This is a genomic window from Tenacibaculum sp. TB-53 (genome assembly GCF_059716285.2).
Map to the genome: position 1 here is coordinate 2,448,321 of NZ_CM202790.1, position 23,093 is coordinate 2,471,413.

Below are 23,093 nucleotides of genomic sequence, written 5' to 3' on the forward strand. Positions count from 1 at the left end.
CATAAACATAACATGAGAGCATTCTTGTGTAACTAAATTTGCAAAACTTAATTAAAAACTAAAAAATGGGAGATCCATATATTTTGATGCTAGTCGCTTTGGCTGTTTTAGCTATTGTAGACTTGGTTGTTGGAGTTAGTAACGATGCTGTAAACTTTTTAAATTCAGCAATCGGTTCTAAAGCAATTAAAGTAAGAAATATTATGATAATTGCGAGTGTTGGAGTATTTTTTGGAGCAGTTACTTCAAGCGGAATGATGGAAGTTGCGCGTAAGGGGATATTTAATCCTAACATGTTTATGTTTCAAGACATCATGTTTATTTTTATGGCAGTTATGATTACTGATATTTTACTATTAGATATCTTTAATTCATTAGGTATGCCTACATCAACTACTGTTTCTATTGTATTTGAATTATTAGGAGCCGCAGTTTGCATTTCGTTAATTAAAATATCTGCTAATGATTCACACTCAATTTCTGATATATGGAATTATATAAATCATAAAAAAGCAGTTCAAATTATAAATGGTATACTACTCTCTGTTGTAGTAGCATTTTCTGTTGGTGCTATAGTACAGTTTTTTTCTCGTTTAATTTATTCATTTAACTTTGAGAAAAGACCTACCTATATCAACTCTTTATTTGGTGGTTTTGCTATTACTGCAATTACTTATTTCATAATTATAAAAGGGATGAAAGGAACACCTTTTTATAGTGATGTTAAACATTTAATTGAAGGAAATACATTGCTCATTATTACTGGAAGCTTTATTTTTTGGAGTGTAGTATCTCATATATTAATACAGTTTTTAAAAGTTAATATTTTAAAATTAATTATTGGTATTGGTACTTTCTCTTTAGCTATGGCTTTCTCTGGTAACGATTTAGTAAACTTTATTGGCGTACCAATTGCTGCTTGGAACTCATACCAAGCTTGGGAAGTATCTGGTGTTGCTCCTGATGCTTTTTCTATGGGGATTTTAGCTAAAAAAGTACCTTCTAACGTATGGTTATTATTGTTAGCTGGAGCTATTATGGTGGTTACTTTGTGGACTTCTAGTAAAGCGAGAAATGTTATTAAAACTGGTATCGATTTATCTCGTCAAGGAGATGGGCATGAAAAGTTTCAACCAAATCCATTATCAAGAATTGTAGTACGAAGTGCTATGGGGATTAATGCAGTTGTTAGTTTTATTGTACCTAAAAAAACTTTAAACTTTATAGACTCAAAATTTCAAAAACCTGTAATTGAATTACCTAAAGACAAAACCTATGAAATGCCTGCTTTCGATTTAGTAAGAGCATCTGTAAACTTAATTGTTGCTGGTATTTTAATTTCTATTGCAACCTCTATGAAGTTACCTTTATCAACTACTTATGTTACGTTTATGGTAGCAATGGGTACTTCTTTAGCTGATAGAGCTTGGGGGCGTGAAAGTGCTGTTTATAGAGTTGCTGGGGTAATTAATGTTATTGGAGGATGGTTCTTAACAGCCATTACAGCTTTCTTAACTGCAGCTTTAGTAGCTTATTTAATTAGCTGGGATATGGTAATGATTCCTGTATTGTTATTGGTGGTTGCTCTTTTAATTGCAAGAAACACATTACAACACAGAAAAAAATCTAAAGAAGAAAAGAAACAAGTACATATGGAAAGAGCAGAATTAATCACTATTAACGGAGTGATTGAAGAAAGCTCAGATCATATTGCTGGTGTTGCTCATCGTATTAACAAATTATACTCAAGCGTTGTAAAAGATCTTGCTACTCACGATTTAATAAAATTACGTAAAACTGATAAGCACGTTACTAAGTTAAACGATGAAATCGATAACTTAAAAGACGGAGTTTTCTATTTTATTAAGTCGTTAGACGATACTTCAGTACAAGCAAGTAGGTTTTATATTTTAATTTTAGGGTATTTGCAAGACGTTGCTCAGTCTATTAGTTATATATCTAGAGCTACTTATAAGCACGTTAACAACAATCACAAACACCTTAAAAAAGGGCAAATTAAAGATCTTAAGAGTATTGATAATACACTTTCTAAGTTATTAACTGATATTGGAGATACTTTTGAAAATAGAAGCTTTGATAATTTAGAGCATATTATTAATGAAAAGAAAGAATTATTAAAGGATGTATCTAAATCTATTGAAAAACAAGTAGATCGTATTAGAACAGACGAAACAAGTCCAAAAAATACTACATTATACTTTAGTATTTTAATAGAGACACAAGATTTAGTTTCTGGATTAATGAGTTTACTAGAAACCTACGAAGAGTTTCATATTAGTACAAAATCAGCAGAAATAGAAGCTTAATCAAACAAAAGCCGAGGGATTACCTCGGCTTTTTTATTTCTCTATTTTTATAAACTATAATTATTCCTTCTTCTTCATGGGGCGCATTAAACCTTCTTGTGCTACCGAAGCAATCAGTTTACCTTCCCTTGTATAAATATTTCCACAAGCAAAACCTCTTGCACCATTAGTGTTTGGGCTTTCTACCGAGAACAACATCCAATCGTTAAAATCAAAATCGCGGTAAAACCACATCGAATGATCTAAACTTGCCATTTGTGTGTTTCCGAAATTAGCTACACTTGCATTTGGGTTTAAGCAAGCCGTTAAAATATTATAGTCTGATATATACGTTAATATTTGTTGTTTAATTCCTAACGATAAATCAGAAGCTTCTCCTTTTAATTTAAACCAAACATCTACTACTGGAGGTAAATCTTTTCGGTCTAACGGATTTACGATCTGCACTGGTTTAAAATCAATAGGTCGCTCAATACTTAAAAAATCTTTCATTTTCTTTGGTAAAAAAGCTCCAAATTGATCTAACATATCTGTCCAACTCAACAACTCTTCAGGTTGTTTTAAGTCTTTTTTTATAGGCATTTGATGCTCATATCCTTCTTCTTCTTTATGAAAAGAACAAGACAGTATAAAAATCGTTTTATCTTTTTGATGTGCTGTAACTCTACGTGTAGAGAAACTACCTCCATCACGAATAGTTTGCACGTTGTAAGTTATAGGCAACTCTAAATTTCCTGCCTCTAAAAAATACGAGTGTAGCGAATGTAATATACGTTCTTTAGGTGTCGTTCTATACGCTGCATTTAGTGCTTGTGCTAATACTTGGCCTCCAAAAACATTTGGACTTCCTATATCTCTACTTACTCCATTAAAATTCCCTTCACCTAAATCGTCAAGGGTAAGTATATTTAATAATTCTTGTGTGTTTTTCATTTGTTAATACAGTAAAAGGGTTAATTCTTTATACTTGTTTTGTTTTAAAAGGCTTTATTAACCTAAATTCTGTTGGTTGAATTCTGTTCAAAAATAAGCTTAAAATACGATTTGGAATGCTTTTTCTATGTCGTAAATAAATTGTTAAGTCCTGTGGTGTTGCTCCTACTGAACTTTTTATTTCGCTAGCTGTTCTTCCAAAATTTATCGTTTTTATATTATAGCCTATACCCAATAATATATAATCATATAGCATTCGTTGGTAAATAGCATAGGTTTTATTTACGGTATAATCAATTCCTACAAAATGGGCATCTAATGAGTTTTTATTTTTTATTCCTGACAAAAACCCAACTAACTTGGTTCCTAACCAATATACTTTAATAACATAGTTATCTTTTAAATTTTCTTTTAAAGATATATACGTTTCTATATTAAAATACCCTAAATTAAAGCTTGCCTTGTTTGATACATTTTTATACAATGACGTCACACTTGGCAATAATTGTTTCAAAACATCAATACTTACTTCTTCCGTTCGTAAGTCTTTACTCTTCTGTAACGCTTTTTTTGCTTTTACTCTATACTTTGTTTTTAATGCTGCTAAATAATCATCAAAAGTATTCCAATTATCATCTAACGTTAACATCATATTTGGATCTACATTAAACGAATTATATCCTACACTATGTAATGCATCGGTAATAAAAAGCGATTCGTTTACAAAATCTTTCAACATAAAAGCATCAATTGTTTCTTTTGAAATGTCTTTTTCAAAGGCTACAATAGCTTTAGCTAGCTGTTTTACAATTCGCTTTTTATCTTTATTTGGTTTAATAAATATTCCGTGCTCTCCACTTACAAAAGTATTACCGCATGTAAGTATTTTAAATGGTTTTTGAGGAGACAACAAATGTAGTTTCCTCCCTATACATCGTATCCATTCTACAACCGATTGTAAATTATTTTGAACACTTTCTAAATAAAAATCTACCAATTGAATAGTAGCAAAGGCTATTGCTTCTTTGTTTTCATCAAATAATAAAATATAAGAAAACTGTATTTGTTGATTGTTCTTTTCTAAAGCTTCTAAATACGCTGGTTGAAAATATAAATTATCTACACAGTCAAGCTCTTTCCAAACATTTTCAGGTATCTCCCTTACTGAAGAAAAGTAGCGTATATTGGATGATTTTTTTTTACAGGATAAAATAATAGTGTTTTTTGCGATTTGTATTCGTGTAAATTAGTAAAAGTTTGTTAATTACTCTATAAATTATTTTAAATGACACCATTATTCCAAACAGGCACTTTTAAAAATCTACTTATTTTTACCATATCGCTCAACAAGTATTCTTTATCTCCATGATTTAACAAGTTATAACGTTCTCCACTTTGAGTAACTAAATTCACCTCGTAACAATGGTAACCTCCAGACTTGTTTCCTTGAATAAATTTTGATAAAACTTGTAAAGCATATACTTGCTGAAAAGATATAATTTCACCATCTACTAATACCTTTCTTTTTTGTGAGTTTAAAAAAGCTTTAGCTCCAAATGAAAACAATAAAAAAACTCCTATTAATACAAAGGGACCTCCTGAGATGAAAAACATTTTTCCTCCTTGCATAAAGGTTAATGGCTCTTTTGAAAACTCAAAAAACTCTATATAAGACCAAGCCACATAATTTAATCCCATCAAAAAGAAACTCCAAGCCATAAATTTCATATAAGTGCTCGAAGTAATTTTATATCCAGAACTCGTTTTTCGTAAACGTTCGCTTAAAAAATTACTCCCTGACCCTTTAACTGGATCCCAAGAAATGTATTGCCCTATAGCATCTGTTGTAAAATCTTCAAAAGAAAATTCTATTTGTTTATTATTTGACGAGTTTTTCTTTCTTTTTGCCCAGTAACTAGAACCAAACATACCAATAAACATAAAAGCTAATACTGCCAGCATTCCGCCTGTTTTATAATAGGTGTACCGTTGTTTATCTATACTCAACTGATGAATTGGAACTGTAATTTCTAGACGTTTTATATTGTTTAAATCTTCTCTTGTAGGTTTAGTAAGTTGTTGTAATGAGTCCAGTTTTCGTGCACTTTGTTGTACTTCAATTTCTCTCTTATGAAATGATTCATACATGTTTTGTAACTGAGGAAATACTACAAAAAAGAAAATTCCGATTGGAATTATTGCAAAAACCCAAGAGCTGGTGAGAGATACTTTTTTCATGTTTTATTTTTTGGAAAGCAAATTTGAGAAAAGTTTTTGGTTTTGTCGTATAAAAAAAGACCTTTACATAAATGTAAAAGTCTTTCTAAATTATATTTTAAAAACTCTATTTGCAGTATTCTACTTCAAATGAACCAGATACTTTATTTTGTTTATCGATTGATTTAGCTTCTATTTTTAAATTAATTTTAGAATCTGAAATACTTACAACTTCAACATTTGATCCCAAAACATTAACTAAGTTTCCTTCTCCATCTTTGAAAACAACATTTACATCATTATACGTTCCAACTTTACCTTCTACTAATAAAGAAACTTCTAACTTATAATCAAAAATATCTGAATCACAACCTACCTCTTCGTTTGTAATATTAATTGAAACTTCTCCATCTTTTCCTGATGCAAATGACTTCCCTCCTTTAGCAGTAAAATCTTTTCCATATACCTTTCCTTTTAAAATAGTACTGGGTATTGGAGTACCTATGTTGTCCGTATTATCATCATCTGAACAACCAGTCATTACCAATGTTAAACATACTAAAGTTACATAACTAATTTTGAAAAAATTTTTCATTTATTGAATATTTATTATTTTTTAATAAGCGCTAATATAACCTAAAATAAAAAAGCACTAAATAAATAGTTTATTGTTATTGTTACTCACAAAAAGGAACCGTAAAAAAGCCTTCTATTGAATTATCTGAACTTGAATTTGCTTTTATTTTTAAGGTAACTTCATTACTTGTTAACCTTACAACCTCAACAGCTCCTTGAAGGTAATTTAAAGGATTCGCTCCTTTCTTATTAAAAACTACATTCACATTATTATAAGTTCCTAACTCTGCTTTCACATAAGTTGTAATTTTTAATTCGTAGTTGAGAACATCAGAAGTGCAATCTGCTTGAATATTGGTTACATTTACTGAAAGTTCATTATTTCCAGACATAAATGCTTTACCTCCTTTGGCCGTAAAACTTGTTCCTAATACTTTTCCTGATAATTTTGTGTTTGCGATTCCTTCTGGATCATTATCGCTATCAGAACAACTACTCATTACTAAAGTAAGACACATCAAAACCGCATAGCTAATTTTAAAAATCTTTTTCATTTGTTTAAATTTTAATTTGTTTTTATAGGTTGCGAATTTAGCTTAAAAATAAAAACCCACAAACAAATTAATTGCTTGTGGGCTTTCTATATTTATTTAAGGTTAACTTACCCTACAATGTTTATAATTTTTCCTGGAACAATAATTACTTTTTTAGGCTCTCTTCCTTGTAATTGTTGTTGTGTTTTTTCATGTGCCATGACTGTTTTCTCAATTTCATCTTTGCTCATGTCTAACGGTAATTCTAAAGTAAAACGCATTTTTCCATTGAAAGAAACTGGATAGTTCTTTGAGCTTTCAACTAAATGTTTTTCTTCAAATTTCGGAAAAACTACAGTTGCAATAGACTCATTGTGCCCTAACTGACTCCATAATTCTTCTGCAATATGCGGAGCATACGGAGAAATTAGCACTAATAAAGGTTCTAAAATTTGTCTCTTATTACACTTTTGAGCAGTCAACTCGTTTACCGCAATCATAAAGGTAGAAACTGACGTATTGAACGAGAAGTTCTCAATATCTTCTTCTACTTTTTTAATGGTTTTATGTAAGGTTTTTAACTCGTCTTTAGTTGGTTCTGCATCAGAAACGTTGATACCGTTTTCATCAGTAAATAATTTCCATAATTTCTTTAGGAAAGAATACACTCCTGAAATACCAGATGTTTTCCAGGGTTTGGTTTGCTCTAACGGCCCTAAGAACATTTCAAATAAACGTAAACTATCCGCACCGTATTCTTCACAAATCAAATCTGGATTTACCACATTGTATTTCGATTTCGACATTTTTTCTACCTCACGACCTACAATATATTTACCTTCTTCTAAAATGAATTCAGCATCTTTAAAATCAACATTTAATGGATGTTTCTTAAATGCTTCAACATCTAACTCATCAGAAGAATTTACCAATGAAACATCAGCATGAATAGGTTGTACTTTTTTATCTCCTATTAACCCTTTAGAAACAAATGTATTTGTTCCTTCTACTCTATATACAAAAGCAGAAGTTCCTAAAATCATACCTTGGTTAATCAGTTTTTTAGCAAACTCATCCACAGGTAACAATCCTCTATCAAATAAGAATTTTTGCCAAAAACGTGCATATAATAAATGCCCTGTAGCATGTTCAGAACCTCCAATATATAAATCTATTTGCTTCCAATAGTCAACCGCTTCTTTACTAACAAATTCTCCTTCATTATTCGAGTCCATATAACGGTTAAAATACCAAGAACTTCCTGCCCACCCTGGCATTGTGTTTAACTCTAATGGGAAAACAGTTTCGTTGTCTATCAACTCATTACTCACTACTCTATTCTCAATACTATTCCACGCCCAAACCTCAGCATTTCCTAACGGTGGTTTTCCGTCTTCAGTAGGTAAATATTTCTCTACTTCCGGTAATACGATTGGTAAATGCTTCGCTTCAATCATTTGCGGCATTCCGTCTTTGTAATATACTGGGAATGGTTCTCCCCAATAACGTTGACGACTGAATACTGCATCGCGTAAACGATAGTTTATTTTTCCGTAACCAAATCCACGTTTTTCTAATTCGTAGATTACAGTTTTCATTCCTTTCTTATAGTTTAAACCGTCTAAAAAATCAGAATTGGTTAATTTGACTCCATCTTTAACATCGTTTGCTTTTTCAGAAATATCAACATCTGCAAAAATATTTGGAATCTCTAATCCGAAATGTTTTGCAAAATCGTAATCACGTTGATCACCGCATGGTACCGCCATAACTGCTCCTGTTCCGTAACTTGCTAATACATAATCACCAATCCAAATCGGTACTTGTTTTCCTGTAAATGGGTGTAACGCATACGCCCCAGTAAACACTCCTGAAATAGTTTTTACATCTGCCATACGATCACGCTCTGAACGTTTTGCTGTAGCTTCTACGTAAGCTTCTACAGCCTCTTTTTGTTCTGCAGTGGTAATTTTCGCTACTAAATCGTGCTCTGGAGCTAAGGTCATAAAAGACACTCCGAAAATAGTATCAGGACGTGTTGTAAATACATCTATTTTAGCATCGTGACCATCCACATCGAAAGAAACCATCGCTCCTTGCGAACGACCAATCCAGTTGGTTTGAGAATCTTTTAATGGTTGTGGCCAATCAATATTTTGTAATCCGTCTAACAAACGTTGTGCATAGGCAGAAATTCGCATAGACCACTGGGTCATTTTTTTACGAACTACTGGATGTCCACCACGTTCTGAAACTCCGTTTACGATTTCATCATTAGCTAGTACTGTTCCTAAAGCTGGACACCAGTTTACTTCGGTATCAGATAAGAATGTTAAACGGTATTGTAATAGTATTTCTTGTTGTTTTGTATCTGAGAAGCTTTTCCACTCTTCCGCAGAAAATTGCTGTACATCCTCATCAGAAACGGCATTTACATTCGCGTTTCCTTCTGCTTCAAACTTAGCTACTAAGGTTGCAATATCTTCTGCTTTATCAGTGTCTTTATTATACCAAGAGTTAAATAGTTGAATAAAAATCCACTGTGTCCATTTGTAGTACTTAGGATTTGAAGTACGAACTTCGCGAGACCAATCAAATGAAAACCCAATGTTATCTAACTGACGACGGTAAGTTTTAATATTCGTTTCGGTAGTAATTGCTGGATGTTGTCCTGTTTGAATCGCATATTGTTCAGCTGGCAACCCGAAAGAGTCATATCCTTGTGGATGCAATACATTAAACCCTTTATGACGCTTGTAACGTGCATAAATATCAGATGCGATATATCCTAACGGATGCCCAACGTGTAATCCTGCTCCTGATGGATAAGGAAACATATCTAACACATAATATTTTGGTTTATCAGAATTATTTTCAGCTTTAAATGTACCTTGATTTGCCCAGTACTTTTGCCACTTTTTTTCTATCTCTTGGTGATTGTATTGCATTTGTAATCGCTTGTTTTAAAGGATGCAAATTTACAGTTATTGTTGATAAGTAAAAAGTTTAGTTCTTTTAATACAGCATGAAAACTTAAATAAATACAAAAAACCTCACAAGCCTTATAAGCTTTGCAAGGTTTAAAATTGAAATAAGAGAGAGTTTATTATATTATCCTAATGATGTATCTGTTAAAATTACTTTTAATGTTCCCCCACGTTCCGATCGCTGAATGTTACATATCCTTTCTTTTTGAGGTGGTCCATAAGGTAATGTAGGGCATGGTTTATCGCCTTTTAATTGAATACAATCGGTGCAGTTTACAGGAAACACTCCTGGATTACCTGAGTTTTTCCGTAACTTTTTATTATAAATTCTACTAATAGGTGTTTTATTTGGTCCGTAATTCCACCCCCCATCCTTGTCTACCTCCATGGCAATAAAGCTATTTATTCCATTAACACAGCTTATATCAAAAGCTTCAGCACATGAGGTATTTGGGTTTAATGTAAACTCTGCAATACTCGTTCCTTGTGCTCCGTGGTTAAAGTCTGCTCCTTTTACAGGACACTGTGGTTCTATATAAAAACAAATATTTCCACTAAAACATTCTCCTTTCGGATCAAACTCTTTAGTATCCTTAGCTCCTAATTCAAATTTTCCCATGAGTTTATTCACTTTGGTTAAAAAACTAAAATCTGACACTCCAACAGGAGATGGACAGCATTTATTAGCAGCATTTGATGCTGCAAAAGTTACGTAAACCTCTACTGGTTTTGAGGTTTGATTTGTAACGGATAGCGTTGTGTAATTTGTAGACATTTTTTAAAGTTTAAAGTTAATTGTAAACGTATTGGTAAAATACTTTCTGGAAGATATTAATTGTATGTTTATAAACGTTTTAAAATGTCTTTACTGATTGTTTTTGAGTAATGAGCGATTTAATTTAAGTTTCAAAAAAGCTTGGTGTAGCTAGCCTTACTTGGCTATATTTTTATAATTTAGGAAACTTAACAACTAACCTACTATGAACGAAAATATAACGGCTTTAGATATTAAAGAAAAAGTATCTACTTTACTTAAAGACTCTATTGAACAATCTGAAATTGAAAATTTAATAAACGAAATACATACTTACTTTAAAGAATTAACTCAGCTCACTGGATTTGAAAATCATATAGAGCACTTAGCAGCCATAACAACTTCAAAAGGAAAAGCTTTAGGATTAAACCATGCTGCACAGTGTTTGTTAGATTATAAACGAACTGTGAAGTTTTTAAAGGCTATGGTAATGGCAATTAAAAAAAAGCAACAAGACCATCCTAATGAAACAATTCATATTTTTTATGCTGGTTGTGGACCTTATGCTCCGTTTGTTACTCTAATTGCTCCGCTTTTTAGTCCTGAAGAAATACAGTTTTCTTTACTAGAAATTAATGATAAGTCTTTAAAATATGCGAAAATCCTTATTCAAAAATTAAAACTTACCAATTATGTAACGAACTATTATACTGCAGACGCTGTTACTTTTAAAATACCTGAACCTGAAAAGTTTCATATACTCTTTAGTGAAACATTGGATGCTTTGTTGTACAGAGAGTGTTATGTTCCTATTTTATTTAATCTACTACCTCAACTATCAGAAGATATTGCTGTAATTCCAGAAAATGTTTTGATAAAAATGAGCTTATCGGTTAATTCAATTACAGATTCTAAACATATAACTGAAGAAATTGACACCATTATAAATGTTAGAGAGGTTATTTCATTAAACAAATCTGATATTATTTCTACTCAACTACCCGATAAAAAAGTAGCTGTAAAATCATTAAATATAGAACAGTACAATTACTTACTATTAGACACATTGGTGCATATTTATGATAATATCTGGCTAACAAGAAACGAGTCTTCTTTAACAATTCCTCTTGAAATGGGAATTGAACATCCTTTCCTATTTAATTCAATTGTTTACACTTACCAAATGCATCCAGATATTGAGCTAAAATACAAACTAGAGCAATAATATTTCTTAGATTATTTTAAACAAAAAAAGCATAACCAAATTAGTTATGCTTTTCTTATTTCTGAAATTTCTTTTGCTTATCCTTTTATAGGAACAGTAACAATAACGTTGTCCCAACCAATGTACATGTTAAATGTATCATCTTCTCCTTCAAAAACAATTGAAAAAGCTTCAATTGTTTCGTCCGACTTAGAAGTAGGAGCAGTAACTCTAGCTACATCTTCACTTTCGTTATAAAAGTAAGACCCCCAAACATTTTTAGCTGTATTTAAAATAAGAGTCCATTCTTTTTCCCCTGGAATTGTAAATAAGGTATAGGTTCCTGCTTTTACTTTTTTACCTCCAAAAGTTATATCTTTATAAAATGTAATTTCAGCTGCTTCATTCGCTCCTGTTCTCCATACTTTTCCCATAGGAGCTAGTTTTGCTAACGATCTTCCTTTTAATTGTGGACGGCTATAAACAACTTTTACTTTTTTATCTGAAATTCTATAACTACTAGGAAAAGCAGCTGCATCCATTGGACTTTTATCTAAATTCGCAAATTTTTGAGCTGTTACTTCGTTTGAAAAAACTAGAGCTACAGCGAGCACGATAATTGATAAAATTGATTTTTTCATGTTCTTATTTTTAATTATTAATTGAGGGTTTTGTCATCAAATTTAAGAATCCTTACGTAAAATTCACTCTTTTTTTAAAACAATCCTATTTTTTGACTCTAAACAAGCAAAGAATAATTTTCTTAAAAATTGTAATTCAAGTAAATAGATGTTCTATATTCTACTTCTATAGTTCCTTGTGCTAAATTTTGCTGTATTGGATACATTGCTAAGGCTCCTACTGTTAATTTTTTTGCATTATACTCGGCACCTAAGCTAGAAAACAATGCATGACCTTCAGTATTTTTAACTTTTAATCCAATCATTTTATTACTTTCATAGAATTCTCCTGAAACTCCTATTGAAGGCACAAAACTATTTTGCTTACTATCTTTAAAAGCATAAAAGAAAGTACTATTGAAATTAAATTGATTTCCAAATCGATATTCTTCTTTATTTGTAGTTTTTATGTAATAATTAAGATAATTTGTAACTCCAAAATTATTTCTCTTAAATACGTACTGAAGGTTCGTTATTACATCAACACTTCCTGTTCCTAATTGAAAACTAGGGTTTATTGAATTATTAATTGCTTCGTTGTAAGTTCCTGTTGGTAACTTTAACCCTCCACCAACTTTTAATAAATGATTAGAAGATATAACCTTATCTTTTTCTTCTTTATAACTTCCTGTATTTTTATTTAAAACGGTATAATTAATTAAAAAAGATATATCTCCTAAACCTTCAATAGCTGTTGTTTTATCAACATAGTCTCTTGAATGAAAATGAAAAGGAACAAAAATTTGGGCTTCTAAATACTCTTTAATAATTGGAATTCGAGACCAAACTTGTACTGTATTAAAATACTCATTTATAATTGGAGAGTTGTTAAAAATCCCATCTTTTGATTGGTATTTTTGGTGTAAATAACGTACACCAACAAAATTATTATCTATTATTCCTCCCATTCCTAAACTACCTCCGCTGTTACTACAACCACAAGCATCGCAGTCTAAAAATAGCTCATATCGCTTAGGGAATGTGTCCGCTTGTATTTGTCCTGAAATTAATAATACTAATATGAGTAGTACTTTATTCGGCAAATCTTTTATCTGTGATAAATTCTTCATCTGTTAATGTTTTTAAAAAGGCTATAATGTTTTCTTTTTCTTGCTCGTTTAATGCTATTCCGATTGTTCCATTCTCATTTTTAAGAATTGGATCTAGGTTTTGGGTTTCTTGAACTCCTGTTGCATAAAAATTCAATACTGATTTTAAAGACCCAAATCGACCGTCATGCATATACGGAGCAGTAAGTTCAATATTTCTTAGACTAGGCACTTTAAACTTGTATTTATCTTCTTCTAATAAGGTAACCGTCATTCTTCCTAAATCGTTAATTTCTGGGTTTATTGGTAAACCATTATTTCTAAAAGCATCATCTGTAAACAAGTCAGATGTATGACAAGAAGCACATTTTGATTTAAAAAGCTCTAATCCTTTTTTTTCTTGCTCAGAAAACTCTCCTCCTTTTTCCACTCGAACATATTTATCGTACTTTGAATTGGCTGAAACCATCATTAACATAAATTGAGACATCGCCTTAAACGTGTTGTCAGCATTGATTTCTCCATCTTCAAAAGCTTGACTAAACAACTTTCGGTAAGCTGTATCTTGTTGTAGTTTTTCCAAAATATTGGTTACTGTTTCGTCCATTTCAACGGGATTGGTAATTGGTATTATTGGAAATATATCTAAGTGAAAAGCAGCTCCATCCCATGAAAACTGTTTTTGGAAAGCCATATTTTGAATTGGAGGCGTATTTCTAGTCCCTACTCTATCTTCTACACCGTGACTTAATTGATGTCCATGGTGTGTAAACGCAAACTTTTGCTGATGACAAAAAGCACAAGAAACTACTCCGTCTGATGATAGTTTTCCTTCATAAAAAAGCTTTTTCCCTAACTCAAATCCCTTTTCTGTAATTGGGTTTGAGCTTAAATTATAATGAGGTTCAGGAAAGTTGCTCGGTTGTTCAAAAGCTAATTCAACATTAGTATACACATCTTCCTGCTTACAACTAAAAAAAGAACATACTAGCAAGACAATCATTATTTTTTTCATTACATACGGTATTAATAGCTAATTTTTTTCAATTAGCCTATTACACTTAAAAGAATAGAGTGAACTTTCACCCTATTCTTTTTGATTAGATGTGTTAATTAATGATGGTTTGTATGATGTACATGGTGAACCATGAACATCTCAGTATAGTTTTCTGCTATGGTAGCTGCTTTATCTCCCCCCATAATAGTTGCACCTTCTGAAAGTTTAATTTTAGATTTACCATCTAACATTGTATTGGCATCTACTTTAATATGCAACTGTGGTGATTGTTCTTTACTCACAATAGCAGCATCCATAGGTAATTCTACTTCCTTATATAAATCTACTGTTGTTCCTCTACTTGCAATATGAAGCATATATTGTTTTTCATCACTAGTAGTGTTTTCTTTGTAATTTCCTTCTAAAACCACAAACTTATAACCCGCTTGCCAACTCCAAGTTAAATTGTATTTTTCTGCTAAAGTCCAAAAGTCTTGCTGAACAGCTTGTCCTTCTTTAAATCGTTCTTGATCTACACCAATTCCGAATTTAACTTTTGTATACTTTCCTGCTGGTACGTCTTTAAGTGATATTTGAATTTTCTTAGGTTTGTCTCCTCCTCCTTCACTAATTATAAAGTAACTTTCTTCTTTAGGGTATACAAATTCTTCTCCTTCTTCTGTTACAAGCACAAAGTTACTTACGATATAATCGAAAGAATTTACAGTTAATACTTCTCCATTTCCATTCGTGTATGTTGAAGTCCCTAATAAAAGCTTGTCTTCAGCAAAACCGTTATCGAATTCTATTACTACTTCGTTTTTTCCTTCTAATTTATCATTAATTATTTCATCGTCACTACATGAAGTGAACACCATAGCAAAAGCTATGATAGCTAATATTTTTTTCATCTTTTAATTTTTATATACTACAGTACTTCTTTAACAATGCTGAGCATCATTAAACTTTTTACCTGTAAATTGTGTTTTAATCTTGTTTTTATTTTACAATAGTCTACTCTTTTGATTACGTTATTTGTAACCAATTAGTAGTAATTTTAGCCAATTATGAAGATTAAATAATAGGAGGATGAAATACTTCTTTATTAAATAAGTAGTGATAGTTTTTTTTATAAGAAAATGTTCCTTTCTCTTTTACAAACTGTTTTTCTTCTAAATTTATATTAAGAATAGAAACAAACCCAATAGGATATTCTTCCATCGAGATTCGTAGCGATTTAAAGTCGTCGTCTTGTTGTTTTTCAAGCTCCATCATTAACTGACACTTACCGTTACAGTTTAATTCTGGCTTATCTTTATTAATACATAAAACTTTTGATATATAATCATAATTTATTGCATACTCAACAAAAGGAGCTATTGGGCGCAACATGGCTATCATGTAGAGTGCAACAAAAAAATATATGCTTAGTTTTTTTATCAAAAAAAGGACTTTTTTCTCACGCAAAGATACGATTATCCCTACTTATAATCAATAATAAAAATACATGTTTTTTGTTTTATTTTAATTTGTTCTAAATAAAAAACTTATCTTTGCGAAGATTTTATTGAAGAATAATGATTGTTTTTTATACTGAAACCAAGAAAGTTACCTCTAAAGCTTCTATTAAGAGACTAGAAAAAGTTACTTTTTGCAGCTCCGCATGTACAAGTAATTGTATTAAGCCTAAAAGTAAATGCTGTAACAAATATCAAAAGAAAGGTGTTAATTGTAAAAGGTGCCCTTTAACATTTGATTTAAAAGCAGTTTCGTAATTAACAACTATTTTCTCACGTTTGTTTATATATTATAAACAAAAGCCCTTAAAAGAAATTTCTTTTAAGGGCTTTTTTAGTTTTTGCCTACGATTTTCTTTATACTACCTTTAATAAAAAGTAATTTTTCTTACCTCTTTGTAATAACACGTATTTATCAGCAATAAGGTCTTTTGAAGTGATAACAAAGTCTTCACTTACTTTTTCTTTATTTACTGATATTGAATTCTCTTTTAAAGCTCTTCTTGCATCACCGTTTGATTTTAAGAATCCAGTTTTAGCGGCTAAGGCTGCAATCATATCTAAGCCTTCAGCTATGTCTTCCGATGTTACCTCAGCTTGCGTTACACCATCAAACACATCTAAAAAGGTTTGTTCATCTAAATTCTTTAAGCCGTCAGCTGTTGACTTTCCAAATAAAATATTTGAAGCAGCAATCGCTTTATCTAACTCTTCTTTAGAGTGTACAAAAATTGTTACTTCTTCAGCTAACTTCTTTTGTAATGCTCTTTGGTGTGGTGCTTCTTTATGTTCAGCAATTAAAGCATCAATAGTTTCTTTATCTAAAAACGTAAATATTTTAATATACTTTTCAGCATCTTCATCCGAAGTATTTAGCCAAAATTGGTAAAACTTGTAAACTGACGTTTTATCTGCATCTAACCAAACATTTCCTCCTTCAGACTTTCCAAATTTAGAACCGTCAGCTTTTGTAATTAATGGGCAAGTAGCTGCAAATGCTTTTGCATCTTCACCTGGTGTCATTCTACGAACTAGTTCGGTACCTGTGGTAATATTACCCCATTGGTCAGAACCTCCCATTTGTAATTTACAGTTTAAGGTTTTATATAAGTGATAGAAATCATACCCTTGAATTAATTGATACGTAAACTCTGTAAAACTCATCCCGTTACCCGCTTCTCCTGTAATACGTTTTTTTACAGAATCTTTTGCCATCATGTAGTTTACAGTGATTCTCTTACCAACATCACGTACAAATTCGATAAATGAAAAGTCCTTCATCCAATCGTAATTGTTTACTAATAAAGGAGAATTTTTAGCTCCGTTATCAAAGTCTAAAAAGCGCCCCAATGTTCTTTTTAAACCTGCTACGTTTTTAGCTAAAGCTTCTTCATTTAACAAATTACGCTCATCTGATTTTCCTGTTGGATCACCGATCATACCTGTTGCACCTCCTACTAAAGCTACTGGCTGATGCCCTGCTTTTTCAATGTGAACTAGTAAAATAATTGGAACTAAACTACCAATGTGTAACGAATCTGCAGTTGGATCAAAGCCAATATAAACCGAAGTCATTTCTTTTTGAAGTTGTTCTTCGGTTCCTGGCATAATGTCGTGAATCATTCCACGCCATTGTAATTCTTCTACTAAATTCTTGGTCATTTTATTCTATTTTTAAAGAGGCAAAGATAAGTTTATCAACCAAAATAAACTAAATTCGCTTTATGATTTTAGTTACAGGAGGAACAGGTTTAGTAGGCTCACATTTATTATATCATTTAAGCCAAAAAAACGACAAGATTCGAGCTATTTTTAGAACTGAAGAAAAGCGTGAATATGTTAAGAAAATCTTTTCTTTTTATACAGATAATGTGCAACAGTATTTTTCTAAAATTGAGTGGATACAAGCTGACATTACTGATATTCCTTCCCTAGAACCTGTATTTGATAACATCACACAGGTTTATCATTGTGCTGCATTGGTTTCTTTTAACCCAAAAGATTATAGAAAAATGCGTCAGGTAAACATTGAAGGAACTGCCAACTTAATCAACTTTGCTATTGATGCTAACGTAGATAAATTCTGTTTTGTAAGTTCCATCGCTGCGGTTGGTAACGCTATTAATGGAAAACCGATTAACGAAGAAAACGAATGGCTTGATAGTGATGAAAATCATGGATATGCAATTACCAAGTATGGTGCTGAAATGGAAGTTTGGAGAGGTAGCCAAGAAGATTTAAGTGTAGTAATTGTGAATCCTGGTGTAATTTTAGGAGGAGGTTTTTGGAATGAAGGCTCTGGTAAAATGTTTACTCAAATAAGTAATGGATTTAACTTTTACACTGAAGGTGTTACTGGCTTTGTTGGAGTAAATGATGTGGTGAAGGCTATGATAGATCTAATGAATTCTAACATAAAAAATGAACGTTTTATTCTTGTTTCAGAAAACAAATCGTTTAAAGATGTTTTATTTAGTATTGCTGATAATCTAAATAAAAAAAGACCTTCAAAAAAAGTAGGACAGTTTGTTACCTCAATATTTTGGAAAATCGACTGGTTTTTAACAAAGCTTACTGGTAAGGAGCCTTTACTAACTAAGAACTCTGCAAAATCTGCTCACAACAAATCGTTCTATACTTCTAAAAAAATTATAGAACAACTTGATTTTGAATTTGAGTCTATTAATAATGTAATTACTAGAGTTTCTAAAGAGTTTAAAAGTAAGTTACTTAATCTTCTTTAAGTCCTTTTTTTCAAACTCTCTATCTTCTCTTTTTATTAATTCTTTACGGGAATCGTCTAATAATAGTCCCTTATCTAAAATTGTATCCTTTTTGATACCCTTTATAGAGTCTTGAACTTCCTGCTTTTTTCTATATAAACTGTCTAGTGTATCAATGTTCTTTTTTACTTTATTTAAAATTTCAGTATACTCATCAACCATAGAAGTGTAATATGTATTACTAGCATCAAAGCGAGTACTGTCAATTCTATACTTTTCGTATACCAAAAACATATAGTTTTTTTCTCTCTTTAAAAACTTATTTTTTTGATTTTTGGCAGAAGAAGCAATATACATATCGGTTAATAACGAAATCATAGAATCTTTCGGAATTAAGTTGTCAGGCTTTTTGTATATCGTATTACTGGTACACGACACCAAAAACAAACCAATACATATGTAAAAAAAAGACTTCATTTATCTGTTAAATAATAATCGTTTCCCTTTAATTTCTTCGTTAAAAATTCCCTCGTTATACATTAAGTTTCCGTTTACAAAAGTATGTGTTATTTGATTTGAAAACTCAACTCCTTCAAACGGAGACCATCCGCATTTATACAATACGTTTTCTTTATCAACCGTCCATTTCTTATCTGCATCAACTAAAACCAAGTCAGCATAAAAACCTTCTTTTATAAATCCTCTTTTTTCAACTTTGAAGATTTTCGCTGGATTGTGGCTCATCTTTTCTACTGCTTTTTCTATTGGCAACACTCCTTCTTTCACCTTTTCTAAAATAGCTGGAACTGCATGCTGTACTAATGGACCTCCACTAGGTGCCTTTGTATAAACATTATCCTTTTCTTCTAAGGTATGCGGTGCATGGTCGGTTGCAATAATATCAATCCTATCATCTAACAAAGCTTTCCATAAACCATCTTTGTCTTTTTGAGTTTTTACTGCAGGATTCCACTTAATATGTGTTCCTTTTTTATCATAATCAGCATCGGTAAACCATAAGTGATGTACACAAACCTCTGCCGTAATTTGTTTTTCCTCTAGCGGAATATCATTTCGGAATAAGTGCGTTTCTTTTTCTGTAGATAAGTGGAAAATATGTAAACGTGCTCCTGTTTTTTTTGCTAATTCAATTGCTTTTGAAGATGATAAATAACAAGCTTCTTCACTACGAATTAACGGATGGTATTTTACAGGAATATCATCACCGTATTTTGCTTTGTATTCTTCTGTATTTTTTCTAATGGTAGCTTCATCTTCACAATGCACAGAGATTAACATTTTAGTTGACGAAAATATTTTCTCTAATACTTCTTCATTATCAACTAACATATTTCCTGTTGAAGAACCTAAGAATAGTTTGATTCCCGCAACGTCTTTTGGATTCGTTTTTAACAACTCTTCTAAATTGTCATTAGTTCCTCCAAACATAAAAGAATAGTTAGCATACGATGTTTTACTTGCAATATCAAACTTGTCTGCTAATAATTCTTGAGTTGTTGCTTGAGGTACTGTATTTGGCATTTCAATAAAAGAAGTAATTCCTCCTGCAATTGCAGCCTTACTTTCTGTAGCTATATTTGCTTTGTGTGTTAAACCTGGCTCACGAAAATGCACTTGGTCATCAATCATACCAGGAATTAAAAACTTTCCTTCTGCATCAACCATTAATACATCATCTATAGGAATTATATTTTCTCCTATTTCCTTAATAAATTCTCCTTCTATTAAAACATCGCCTTTAAAAACCTTGTTTTCGTTAACGATTTGTGCGTTTTTAATTAAATATGATTGTTTCATTTTCTACTAAATTTCCATTTTCATGTTAATCAAACTTTTGTTAAAACCAAAGCGTTCGTACGCCTTTATTGCTGATAAATTGTCGTTGTAAACATCAAGTCTTAACTCTCGTATTTCTTTGGTTTTTGCCCAATTTTTTAACGAATTCAAAATTAAAGCACTTATTTTTTTACCTCTAAAATTAGGTTTTACATATATAAAACCAATATATCCATTATGTTCATTTTTACGATAACTTCTAGATTTTTCTATTCTGAGATAACCTGACCCCACAATTTCATCTCCAAATACTGCCACAATTAAATGTACATTGTCAGCAAAAATCATTTCTTTCAGATTATAGTAACTAATTTTTCCTTCCTTCAGTGATGAATCAAAAGGTCTTTCAGCTTCTATTACACCCTGTTCAAACCCTAACAAGATTTCTAAATCTTCTTTTTTTGCTTCTCTTGTCGTAATTGTGGTCATTCTCCTATTTCGGTAATCCGTTAATTCTCATTTTTATCACTCCAAAAACAGCTTCTTTGATTATGCCTTTACTTAATTTAGACTTTCCTAAGACTCTATCAGTAAAAATAACTGAGACTTCTTTGATATTGAATTTGTGCTTCCACGCCTTGTATTTCATTTCAATTTGAAAAGCATATCCTACAAATTTAACTTTATCTAACTTAATTGTCTCTAAAACTTTTCTTTTATAGCATACAAAACCAGCTGTCGTATCATGAATAGGCATTCTGGTTATTAACCGTACGTATTTTGATGCAAAATAAGACAATAACACTCTGCTCATTGGCCAATTAACAACATTTACCCCTACTGAATATCTTGAACCAATAGCTACATCTGCTCCATTATTAACACATTCATTGTATAATTTGATAAGATCTTTTGGATTATGTGAAAAATCAGCATCCATTTCTATAATATAATTGTATTTTTTAGAAATTGCCCATTTAAAACCATGAATATACGCAGTTCCCAATCCACTTTTCCCTTTTCTTTTTTCAATAAAAAGCTGATTAGGAAATTCTTTTTGTAACTTTTCTACAATTATTGCAGTTCCATCAGGGGAACTATCATCTACAACCAACACATGAAACACCTTTTCTTGACTAAAGGCTGCTCGAATAATAGCTTCAATGTTTTCTTTTTCATTATACGTAGGAATTATGATTAAAGCGTCTGACTTCATGTAATTTTCATATAAATCTGGGCAAAGATACATTTATTTATTACTAATTTTGTGTTAATTAAAAAAGTATAAAAACAATTGAAAGCAATAGAAAGAGTTGTATATAATGATAATTGGATTACTTTAGTTATCATACTAGCTATTGTATTATTGGCTATGATGAAGCTACTAAAACCTACTAAGTTATATGGATATACTATTGCTTTTGTAACTCCTGGTTTTTTTCATAAAAGAATGGAAGAAGGTGTTTCTTTTTTCACACCTTTTAAATTGTTACTGTTTTCTTTTTCTATAATTGTTATTTCTTTATTTTTATTTTTCACTTTAGTATCAGAAATATATTCTCATAGTTTTCTAGCTTTTTTAGGACTCTTCTTGTTTGTTTCTGTATATTTTTCTGTTCGTTTTTTTTTAGATTATGCATTGGCAAATATTCTTGGTTTATCTAAAACCGTAAGCTATTTTTTATATACAAAATCGGGTTATTTATATGTTCTTAGCATTTGGTTATTTCCCATTATCATACTGTATCAATACACTTTTACAAATAAACTTTTCTTAATTTATTCTTTCTGTATCTTGCTTGTTTTTAGGGTCTTTTTAATTTTAACAAATAATAAAAAACTTGTAATTAGTAAGTTGTTTTATTTTATTTTGTACTTTTGCACCCTTGAAATAGCACCGCTATTAATTCTTTATAAAACAACAACTACGTAATAAAGAGAAAGTTTATGAAAGTTAAAACTATTTTAGTCTCTCAACCAAAACCAAAAACAGAAACATCGCCATATTTTGACTTGGCAGAAAAGCAAAAGGTTAAGGTTGACTTTCGATCGTTTATTCATGTCGAGGGAATACCTGTAAAGGAAGTAAGAGCTCAAAAAGTTGATTTAAACAATTACACAGCCATTATACTTACCAGTAGAAATGCTGTTGATCATTTTTTTAGAATCGCTGAAGAAATGCGTTTTACTGTCCCTGATGATATGAAGTACTTCTGTCAATCTGAAGCTGTAGCCTATTATTTACAGAAATACGTTGTGTACCGTAAACGTAAAATTTATGTTGGTAATAGAACATTTCCTGAGTTAACTAAATTAATCAAGAAACATAAAGACGAGAAGTTTTTACTTCCTTCTTCTGATAAATTAAAATCTTTAATTCCTGAAGAATTAGATAAATTGGGAGTTAACTGGAAACGTGCGGATTTATATAGAACTGTAGTCAGTGACTTATCTGATTTAGAAAATGTTTTTTATGATATTTTGGTATTCTTTAGTCCATCAGGGATTGATAGTTTATTTGAAAACTTTCCTGATTTCAAACAAAACAATACTCGAATAGCTGTTTTTGGAAACACTACTATTAAAGCTGTTGAAGATAGAGGTTTACGTGTAGATATTGCTGCTCCGACACCAGAAACACCTTCAATGACTATGGCTTTAGAAAAATATATTAAAGAAGCTAATAAAAAATAAATAGCCTACTTGCTTTAAAAAGCCGCTAATTAAATTAGCGGCTTTTTTTTGTAATGCAAATATATTTCTTTCGACTTTTCCATTTTATTCTAATTAATGGAAAGT

At 31.1% G+C, this 23,093-nt stretch carries 22 protein-coding genes; 5 read left to right on the top strand and 17 right to left on the bottom strand.

Annotation, left to right across the window (positions count from 1 at the left end):
• Positions 1 to 65: 65 nt before the first annotated feature.
• The gene (locus tag AC3VJB_RS11275) at positions 66 to 2,327 is read left to right on the top strand and encodes an inorganic phosphate transporter (RefSeq protein ID WP_047787860.1); all 2,262 of its coding nucleotides are present in this window, start codon (positions 66 to 68) and stop codon (positions 2,325 to 2,327) included.
• A 60-nt stretch (positions 2,328 to 2,387) separates the two neighbouring features.
• Here the strand turns inward: AC3VJB_RS11275 and AC3VJB_RS11280 are convergent, their stop codons facing one another.
• The 7 genes from AC3VJB_RS11280 to AC3VJB_RS11310 form a co-directional block, all read right to left on the bottom strand.
• Positions 2,388 to 3,260 (bottom strand): acyl-CoA thioesterase, encoded by an 873-nt coding sequence (locus tag AC3VJB_RS11280; RefSeq protein WP_159610976.1) that lies wholly within the window; start codon positions 3,258 to 3,260, stop codon positions 2,388 to 2,390.
• Positions 3,261 to 3,288: 28 nt separating this feature from the next.
• The gene (locus tag AC3VJB_RS11285; protein ID WP_497667155.1) at positions 3,289 to 4,257 is read right to left on the bottom strand and encodes a GNAT family N-acetyltransferase; all 969 of its coding nucleotides are present in this window, start codon (positions 4,255 to 4,257) and stop codon (positions 3,289 to 3,291) included.
• 284 nt (positions 4,258 to 4,541) lie between these two features.
• Positions 4,542 to 5,498 carry a hypothetical protein gene (locus AC3VJB_RS11290; RefSeq protein ID WP_159488589.1) on the bottom strand — a complete coding sequence of 319 codons (957 nt, stop codon included), beginning with the start codon at positions 5,496 to 5,498 and terminating at the stop codon, positions 4,542 to 4,544.
• 106 nt (positions 5,499 to 5,604) lie between these two features.
• Positions 5,605 to 6,072, bottom strand: a complete 468-nt coding sequence (locus AC3VJB_RS11295; RefSeq protein ID WP_047787864.1) for a hypothetical protein — start codon at positions 6,070 to 6,072, stop codon at positions 5,605 to 5,607.
• A gap of 82 nt (positions 6,073 to 6,154) precedes the next feature.
• Complete coding sequence (locus AC3VJB_RS11300; RefSeq protein ID WP_125064420.1) at positions 6,155 to 6,607, bottom strand: hypothetical protein; 453 nt, start codon at positions 6,605 to 6,607, stop codon at positions 6,155 to 6,157.
• Between the two features lie 107 nt (positions 6,608 to 6,714).
• Positions 6,715 to 9,534 carry a leucine--tRNA ligase gene (gene leuS, locus AC3VJB_RS11305; RefSeq protein ID WP_497667156.1) on the bottom strand — a complete coding sequence of 940 codons (2,820 nt, stop codon included), beginning with the start codon at positions 9,532 to 9,534 and terminating at the stop codon, positions 6,715 to 6,717.
• A 163-nt stretch (positions 9,535 to 9,697) separates the two neighbouring features.
• Entirely contained in the window at positions 9,698 to 10,348 is a 651-nt protein-coding gene (locus tag AC3VJB_RS11310; protein WP_159488597.1) for a hypothetical protein, read from the bottom strand.
• A gap of 205 nt (positions 10,349 to 10,553) precedes the next feature.
• On the opposite strand from AC3VJB_RS11310, the gene AC3VJB_RS11315 reads away from it, so the two are divergent.
• The gene (locus AC3VJB_RS11315; protein WP_159488599.1) at positions 10,554 to 11,552 is read left to right on the top strand and encodes an SAM-dependent methyltransferase; all 999 of its coding nucleotides are present in this window, start codon (positions 10,554 to 10,556) and stop codon (positions 11,550 to 11,552) included.
• A 77-nt stretch (positions 11,553 to 11,629) separates the two neighbouring features.
• Here AC3VJB_RS11315 and AC3VJB_RS11320 read toward each other — a convergent pair whose 3' ends face one another.
• The 6 genes from AC3VJB_RS11320 to tyrS form a co-directional block, all read right to left on the bottom strand.
• A complete protein-coding gene (locus AC3VJB_RS11320; protein ID WP_159488601.1) occupies positions 11,630 to 12,172 on the bottom strand; it encodes a DUF2911 domain-containing protein in 543 nt (180 codons plus the stop codon).
• 122 nt (positions 12,173 to 12,294) lie between these two features.
• Positions 12,295 to 13,281, bottom strand: coding sequence for a transporter family protein (locus AC3VJB_RS11325; protein ID WP_083574777.1), 987 nt, complete (start codon positions 13,279 to 13,281; stop codon positions 12,295 to 12,297).
• Positions 13,244 to 14,275, bottom strand: a complete 1,032-nt coding sequence (locus AC3VJB_RS11330) for a cytochrome-c peroxidase (protein WP_167712799.1) — start codon at positions 14,273 to 14,275, stop codon at positions 13,244 to 13,246. The genes AC3VJB_RS11325 and AC3VJB_RS11330 overlap by 38 nt, the downstream gene beginning before the upstream one ends.
• A gap of 98 nt (positions 14,276 to 14,373) precedes the next feature.
• Entirely contained in the window at positions 14,374 to 15,168 is a 795-nt protein-coding gene (locus tag AC3VJB_RS11335; protein ID WP_073182234.1) for an MbnP family protein, read from the bottom strand.
• 163 nt (positions 15,169 to 15,331) lie between these two features.
• Complete coding sequence (locus tag AC3VJB_RS11340; protein WP_239178205.1) at positions 15,332 to 15,700, bottom strand: hypothetical protein; 369 nt, start codon at positions 15,698 to 15,700, stop codon at positions 15,332 to 15,334.
• Positions 15,701 to 16,131: 431 nt separating this feature from the next.
• Entirely contained in the window at positions 16,132 to 17,436 is a 1,305-nt protein-coding gene (gene tyrS / locus AC3VJB_RS11345) for a tyrosine--tRNA ligase (protein ID WP_437823478.1), read from the bottom strand.
• A gap of 62 nt (positions 17,437 to 17,498) precedes the next feature.
• Between tyrS and AC3VJB_RS11350 the strand changes: the two genes are divergently transcribed.
• Positions 17,499 to 18,518: an SDR family oxidoreductase gene (locus AC3VJB_RS11350; RefSeq protein ID WP_437823479.1), complete on the top strand. Its 1,020-nt coding sequence runs from the start codon at positions 17,499 to 17,501 to the stop codon at positions 18,516 to 18,518.
• On the opposite strand, the gene AC3VJB_RS11355 is transcribed toward AC3VJB_RS11350, so the two are convergent.
• The 4 genes from AC3VJB_RS11355 to AC3VJB_RS11370 are packed head-to-tail and all read right to left on the bottom strand — an operon-like array spanning position 18,501 to position 21,543.
• A complete protein-coding gene (locus AC3VJB_RS11355) occupies positions 18,501 to 18,974 on the bottom strand; it encodes a DUF4296 domain-containing protein (protein ID WP_173358939.1) in 474 nt (157 codons plus the stop codon). The two genes, AC3VJB_RS11350 and AC3VJB_RS11355, sit on opposite strands and share 18 nt — an antisense overlap.
• Entirely contained in the window at positions 18,975 to 20,315 is a 1,341-nt protein-coding gene (locus AC3VJB_RS11360) for a dihydroorotase (RefSeq protein ID WP_437823480.1), read from the bottom strand.
• 6 nt (positions 20,316 to 20,321) lie between these two features.
• The gene (locus AC3VJB_RS11365; protein ID WP_437823481.1) at positions 20,322 to 20,783 is read right to left on the bottom strand and encodes a GNAT family N-acetyltransferase; all 462 of its coding nucleotides are present in this window, start codon (positions 20,781 to 20,783) and stop codon (positions 20,322 to 20,324) included.
• A 4-nt stretch (positions 20,784 to 20,787) separates the two neighbouring features.
• Positions 20,788 to 21,543 carry a polyprenol monophosphomannose synthase gene (locus AC3VJB_RS11370; protein ID WP_231128370.1) on the bottom strand — a complete coding sequence of 252 codons (756 nt, stop codon included), beginning with the start codon at positions 21,541 to 21,543 and terminating at the stop codon, positions 20,788 to 20,790.
• A 45-nt stretch (positions 21,544 to 21,588) separates the two neighbouring features.
• Here AC3VJB_RS11370 and AC3VJB_RS11375 point away from each other — a divergent pair, with 45 nt between their 5' ends.
• Both AC3VJB_RS11375 and AC3VJB_RS11380 read left to right on the top strand, forming a co-directional pair.
• Positions 21,589 to 22,227 (top strand): DUF4271 domain-containing protein, encoded by a 639-nt coding sequence (locus AC3VJB_RS11375; RefSeq protein WP_349264703.1) that lies wholly within the window; start codon positions 21,589 to 21,591, stop codon positions 22,225 to 22,227.
• Between the two features lie 14 nt (positions 22,228 to 22,241).
• Positions 22,242 to 22,988 carry a uroporphyrinogen-III synthase gene (locus AC3VJB_RS11380; protein WP_047787881.1) on the top strand — a complete coding sequence of 249 codons (747 nt, stop codon included), beginning with the start codon at positions 22,242 to 22,244 and terminating at the stop codon, positions 22,986 to 22,988.
• The last annotated feature ends 105 nt before the right edge of the window (positions 22,989 to 23,093 follow it).

Coding starts and splice junctions, on each gene's coding strand:
- AC3VJB_RS11335 (WP_073182234.1), bottom strand. CDS start 15,168: ATGAAAAAAATATTAGCTATCATAGCTTTTGCTATGGTGTTCACTTCA.
- AC3VJB_RS11280 (WP_159610976.1), bottom strand. CDS start 3,260: ATGAAAAACACACAAGAATTATTAAATATACTTACCCTTGACGATTTA.
- tyrS (WP_437823478.1), bottom strand. CDS start 17,436: ATGACCAAGAATTTAGTAGAAGAATTACAATGGCGTGGAATGATTCAC.
- AC3VJB_RS11315 (WP_159488599.1), top strand. CDS start 10,554: ATGAACGAAAATATAACGGCTTTAGATATTAAAGAAAAAGTATCTACT.
- AC3VJB_RS11330 (WP_167712799.1), bottom strand. CDS start 14,275: ATGAAAAAAATAATGATTGTCTTGCTAGTATGTTCTTTTTTTAGTTGT.
- AC3VJB_RS11325 (WP_083574777.1), bottom strand. CDS start 13,281: ATGAAGAATTTATCACAGATAAAAGATTTGCCGAATAAAGTACTACTC.
- AC3VJB_RS11300 (WP_125064420.1), bottom strand. CDS start 6,607: ATGAAAAAGATTTTTAAAATTAGCTATGCGGTTTTGATGTGTCTTACT.
- AC3VJB_RS11295 (WP_047787864.1), bottom strand. CDS start 6,072: ATGAAAAATTTTTTCAAAATTAGTTATGTAACTTTAGTATGTTTAACA.
- AC3VJB_RS11320 (WP_159488601.1), bottom strand. CDS start 12,172: ATGAAAAAATCAATTTTATCAATTATCGTGCTCGCTGTAGCTCTAGTT.
- AC3VJB_RS11380 (WP_047787881.1), top strand. CDS start 22,242: ATGAAAGTTAAAACTATTTTAGTCTCTCAACCAAAACCAAAAACAGAA.
- AC3VJB_RS11310 (WP_159488597.1), bottom strand. CDS start 10,348: ATGTCTACAAATTACACAACGCTATCCGTTACAAATCAAACCTCAAAA.
- AC3VJB_RS11360 (WP_437823480.1), bottom strand. CDS start 20,315: ATGAAACAATCATATTTAATTAAAAACGCACAAATCGTTAACGAAAAC.
- leuS (WP_497667156.1), bottom strand. CDS start 9,534: ATGCAATACAATCACCAAGAGATAGAAAAAAAGTGGCAAAAGTACTGG.
- AC3VJB_RS11370 (WP_231128370.1), bottom strand. CDS start 21,543: ATGTATCTTTGCCCAGATTTATATGAAAATTACATGAAGTCAGACGCT.
- AC3VJB_RS11355 (WP_173358939.1), bottom strand. CDS start 18,974: ATGAAGTCTTTTTTTTACATATGTATTGGTTTGTTTTTGGTGTCGTGT.
- AC3VJB_RS11290 (WP_159488589.1), bottom strand. CDS start 5,498: ATGAAAAAAGTATCTCTCACCAGCTCTTGGGTTTTTGCAATAATTCCA.
- AC3VJB_RS11350 (WP_437823479.1), top strand. CDS start 17,499: ATGATTTTAGTTACAGGAGGAACAGGTTTAGTAGGCTCACATTTATTA.
- AC3VJB_RS11365 (WP_437823481.1), bottom strand. CDS start 20,783: ATGACCACAATTACGACAAGAGAAGCAAAAAAAGAAGATTTAGAAATC.
- AC3VJB_RS11275 (WP_047787860.1), top strand. CDS start 66: ATGGGAGATCCATATATTTTGATGCTAGTCGCTTTGGCTGTTTTAGCT.